Source organism: Vibrio sp. V03_P4A6T147 (genome assembly GCF_002241085.1).
Classification (GTDB): Bacteria; Pseudomonadota; Gammaproteobacteria; order Enterobacterales; family Vibrionaceae; genus Vibrio; species Vibrio anguillarum.
In genome coordinates, this window is record NZ_NDIO01000188.1 from 1 (window position 1) to 4,513 (window position 4,513).

The 4,513-nt window shown below is 43.7% G+C and carries 5 protein-coding genes and 1 pseudogene; all 6 read right to left on the bottom strand.

The annotated features are described in order from the left end of the window. Positions 1–24 precede the first annotated feature (24 nt). The 6 genes and pseudogenes from B9J84_RS07580 to B9J84_RS07605 all read right to left on the bottom strand — a co-directional run bounded on the left by B9J84_RS07580 (position 25) and on the right by B9J84_RS07605 (position 4,065). Complete coding sequence (locus B9J84_RS07580; protein ID WP_047459682.1) at positions 25–828, bottom strand: undecaprenyl-diphosphate phosphatase; 804 nt, start codon at positions 826–828, stop codon at positions 25–27. 373 nt (positions 829–1,201) lie between these two features. Continuing rightward, positions 1,202–1,648 (bottom strand): annotated as a pseudogene (locus tag B9J84_RS07585) (ribonuclease HI). Positions 1,649–1,732: 84 nt separating this feature from the next. Further along, complete coding sequence (locus tag B9J84_RS07590; protein WP_031818945.1) at positions 1,733–1,933, bottom strand: AlpA family transcriptional regulator; 201 nt, start codon at positions 1,931–1,933, stop codon at positions 1,733–1,735. Between the two features lie 64 nt (positions 1,934–1,997). Next, positions 1,998–2,594, bottom strand: coding sequence for an inovirus-type Gp2 protein (locus B9J84_RS07595; RefSeq protein ID WP_047459685.1), 597 nt, complete (start codon positions 2,592–2,594; stop codon positions 1,998–2,000). Positions 2,595–2,654: 60 nt separating this feature from the next. Further along, a complete protein-coding gene (locus B9J84_RS07600; protein WP_094123869.1) occupies positions 2,655–3,323 on the bottom strand; it encodes an inovirus Gp2 family protein in 669 nt (222 codons plus the stop codon). Between the two features lie 61 nt (positions 3,324–3,384). Beyond that, on the bottom strand, positions 3,385–4,065 hold the full coding sequence (locus B9J84_RS07605) for an inovirus Gp2 family protein (RefSeq protein WP_047459691.1): 681 nt from the start codon (positions 4,063–4,065) through the stop codon (positions 3,385–3,387). Between the last annotated feature and the right edge of the window lie 448 nt (positions 4,066–4,513).

A 4,513-nucleotide genomic window follows, 5' to 3' on the forward strand; every position in this document is an offset into this window, starting at 1 on the left:
AGCTAATAGCATGTTTAATCCCTATTAAATAACGTAAAAGTATAGAATAACGGCCAAAATTAATCGGTAGATGACATAAGGCATCATCCCAAATTGATTCAGGAATTTGAGGAAGTAGTGGATCGCAAGTATTGCGGTGAGAAAAGAGGTAACGCTACCAATTAAAAGTGCCAGCCAATCTACGGTTACCGAACTATCCATCGCTACTTCAGCGATTTTGGCTGCTGCCGCGAGAGCAGTAATCGGTATGGCAAGCAAAAAGGACAGGCGAGAAGCGGCCTGACGCTCGAAGCCGAGCATAAGCGCAGCGGTAATCGTCGCCCCTGAACGTGAGGTTCCTGGGATCAAGGCGAGTGCCTGAGCACAGCCTACAACTACCACGTCCTTCCACGTTAACGCGCTGATATCTCGTGTTTTCTTACTAAGAATATCAGCCAGCCCCAGTAATACGCCAAAGAACACTGTTGTGAAAATAATCACTTCAACCGAACGAAGTTGATGATCAATCACATCCATTAGCAGTAATCCTGCAAGTGCTGCGGGAAAGGTTCCCCACAAAATCGCCCAAGCTAAACGACTGTGTGATGTCGAATATTGACGATGAGTGATGGACTTACTCCACTCCGTGAGCAGCAGAACGATATCTTGACGAAAGTAGATAAGCACCGCGAGCAGCGTGCCAATGTGAGTGGCGAGATCGAAACTGATACCTTGATCGGCTTCACCGAGCAAGGTAGGCATTAAAATCAAATGAGCAGAGCTGGAAATGGGAAGAAACTCGGTGATACCTTGGACTATCCCCAAAAACAAAGCGTACCATGCATCCACAGCAGGTTTCCTTTTGTCATATCGGGCAGGCAAAACAAAAGCAAAACAGCGATCCTGCCCGCATCGCCATTTAGCTTAAGTCTTGCCAGAACATGTCGAACGTGAATACCACAAGCGTGAGGCTTGGAGACTGTTGATATTCACCCCACTACTAATCAGTAGTGGAAGGCTACTCCCTTAAACGAGCTGAATTGTAACGAATAAATACGGCCAATATCAAACGTTGAATATATCAGCGATAAATCCGAGATGACTCAAGACACTTAGCCTAATTTCGCAACCTATCTGCATTCAGTTATATGTTATCTAGAAAAACGCAAATAACAGGTAATAGCGGCTTGCAGGCATCACCCCCACAAGCCGCATTGTCACATCAATCTATATCGCTTCTAGCTGCATCAACTGCTAGAGAGTCCGCAATCTCATTCTCTCTGACACCAGAATGCGCTCTAACTTTTTCGACTTCGACATACTTGTCTGAGCGTAGCTCATCGACTGTCTGCCACAGGCGTCGATTCTTAATTGGTTTCTTATCGGCTTTTCGCCAGCCTTTCTTCTTCCATCCATCAAGCCAAAGGTTGAAACCTTTTACTCAGTACTCACTGTCTGAGTAGATAACATCACCATCTTCGGCATATTCCAGCCCTTCGATAAGTGCCAGTAACTCCAGCTCTGCACAATCTGTCTCTCGGTCAATGGTAATGCTCTCTTCATGGACGATATCATCGTTCTCATTGAAGACCACCAGCCCTATGCCACCTCGTTTGCAACCGTGTTGGTTGTTTGGTGCAGCGCCGTCTACGTAAATTGAATAGCTCATTTTTTATCTCTCTCTCTAATTGCAAAAAGGGCGCATGACTTTGCTTAGCCAGCGCCTCGTTGATGATGTGATTTGATGTTTGTGTTACTGATAGGATTCTGCGTTGTCTCGCATGCTCAGACGCGATTCCATCCATTCCTCGATTTCACTTTCGACCCAAGCTACCGCTCGTCCGCCGAGTGGGACACTCTTCGGAAAGTCGGTTTCATCAGCCATAAACTTGTAGATAGTTGAACGGCCTAACCCTGTTAGTGACATCACTTCTTTTAGTCGTAGAAATCTCATGGGAATTGTCTCCTCTTGTATATACCCATGGGATAAGCCGCCATTGTAAAAAAATGCAGTCGGTCTATTCCAAGCTAGAGCCAAAGCAGTAACGCTTTTCTTTCCACGCTTCAGCAAGACTACTCATGCGTTTATAGACGCAGTTCTTTATGTCAGTATCTGTGCTCTTACAGCGTGTACCCAGGCTATAGTTCCCTCGGTCGTTCAGTTGGACCATTGAGCGCTCATTACCTTTGTAGTGCTTTTTCATCGCTTCTCCCCAAGCTGCTTTCAGATGCCCCACAATTTCGTTACGCTTGTCCATGGAAATAGCATCACCAAAATTCTGCTTATAATCAGTAAACAACATCACTTGATAATGGTGCGAACGGCTATCCGCTCGCTTACGCCACACGTAATGCAACGAATTGGTGTTCAGCTTCTCTTTCAGGATTTCAAAGTAGTCCTTAAGGGTACTGAGATCAGTGTCTTGATGATCTTTAGGCAGGTATAAGTCCAAACGTGTGGCGAGAGCTATGTCAAACTGACTGAGTGCCTGTTCAAAGACATCGACCATCGAGGTCAGTGCTGACTCGTATAACCCCTTGTCGCTGTAATACAGCGGGTAATCTTCAAAAGTTCTATCAAGGGTAATGCTTGGGAGGTAGGTTCTATTCGCCATGAGTAATGCCTTTTTGTGTGTGAATGACATAGGCATTGCTCGCGTTGTATTTTTTTAAGGTCAGTCGTGACTGCAACCAAAGCTCTTGTTTCGGTAATCGTTCCGGTTGGTAATGGGCTTCGCTAGACGACTGATTCGATAAAAAAACTCGTTTAACTGTAACGGGAACACTTCAGCGTCAGACAACAGCTCAAAACCTTCATTCGTAGGAGAGTAGGCTAATCCAGAGCATGGTTGGCTGTAATAATCTTCAACCACCCTATCCCATGTCTTCCTCACTTTTTTGTAGAGAAAACGTCCCCAACCCTCTCGTCCAGTGCCGAAGTTTTGAAAGAGATCCCTATCAAAGAGCAAGATAAGATGATGGTGATCGCTGGTGGACTCACTCGCCTTCGTCCAGATATAGCGAATGACCGTTTGCTGGTATTGATAAGTTCTGTCGGTGTATTTGTCTCTACAGAGCTCATTAGTCTCCGATTCTAAAATACGAAAGAAATGGGCAAACACCGTTAGGTAATCTTCCCCGAAGTCACTCGGTAGGTTTAGGTTGATGTGAACAGCAAAGATTCTTGGGTATTGGTTTAGTGCTTCAGTCAGCACTCGGTCTATCTCCTCTAGGTATTCGAGAACGAGACCATCCTTGTGGTAGTAGAGTGGCTTTCCATTAAAGGTTCGGTCATGAGTGATGGTGTGGACTCTTTGATGAGCCACGTTGAGTTGATGAGTCATGATTGGTTCCTGTGGTTTGTTGTGATTCCCACAGGAACTGTTACTACCGTTATTTTTTGAGCTACTTATGACTATGGCCGAAATTTCGTCTACCACTACCAAAGTGCTTGGTGTTCTCTTTTGCTAGATAGCTAATGTGCTTGAAGAACTCATCAAACGCATCATCAAAGTCATCAGAGTTACAATTCAAGCGGTGGATGACCACACTGTCACTATTCTTTCTCTTTGAAAAATGGACTAATCCATTAGCTTCTTCGTAGTCGACACCGGCCACCCTCGCCCATGCCTCTACGATAAAAGAGCCTAAGTTCTCCTGTTGCGTTTGAGTTTTACCCAACCAGTTAAACCTATCTTTGTTGAACATGAGTACTAGGTGATAGTGGTCGTTTATCGAGCTAGAGCGCTCCCTCACCCAAGCAATCCGCACTTTGCAGGGATGCACTCTAGCACTCCCTTCTCTTTTCTTTCTTTTTCCTGAGTGATCAATCTGCGACTGTAATGAGCGTAGAAAGTCGGTCATTACATTACCGCTCTTTTCATTTTCCCTTAGCTTAGGAAACCTCAAATCCACGCGAATAGCCATAAGCCGAGGATACTCGTCCAATGCGAGATCAATCGTATTGTGCATTTTCTCTAAGTAGTCGATATAGAGTGGACCATGTTCGGTCTGGATAGGTCTACCCAGAAACGTTTTCTTGTTGGTTAGTCTGAGGTTTTTGTTTTTTCTAGAACGTACATTCATTCCTATCTACTCCTGTGTTTAGGTTCATAGATAGGTCTGTGTCGTTATTTTTAATTGCGTACTGTGAGTCACTAGGGGTGACTCAGTAAAGGGTGATATGTCGATGTATGAATTAATAGGTATGGTAGATATGACTGTAATAATACTAACCAGACAGACATCTAATCATAATTAAAAAATCAATAAACATGAAAAACAATCACATTTATCGTCAAACGAATCTCTAGTGACACTCCAAATTAAGAAATACAAATAAAAAACGTCAAATAAGAACACCATAGCGCTTTCACTTTAAATTAATTCAAATTTCATTCAATCCCAGAAAAGGTATAGATACAAATCCCTACTCCTCTAATCTACCTAAGAACGGGATAAATCACAACGTAACATTTAATAGACTCTGCTAACTTACGTTTAAATCTATACACAATTCTACTGCTTTAAATCC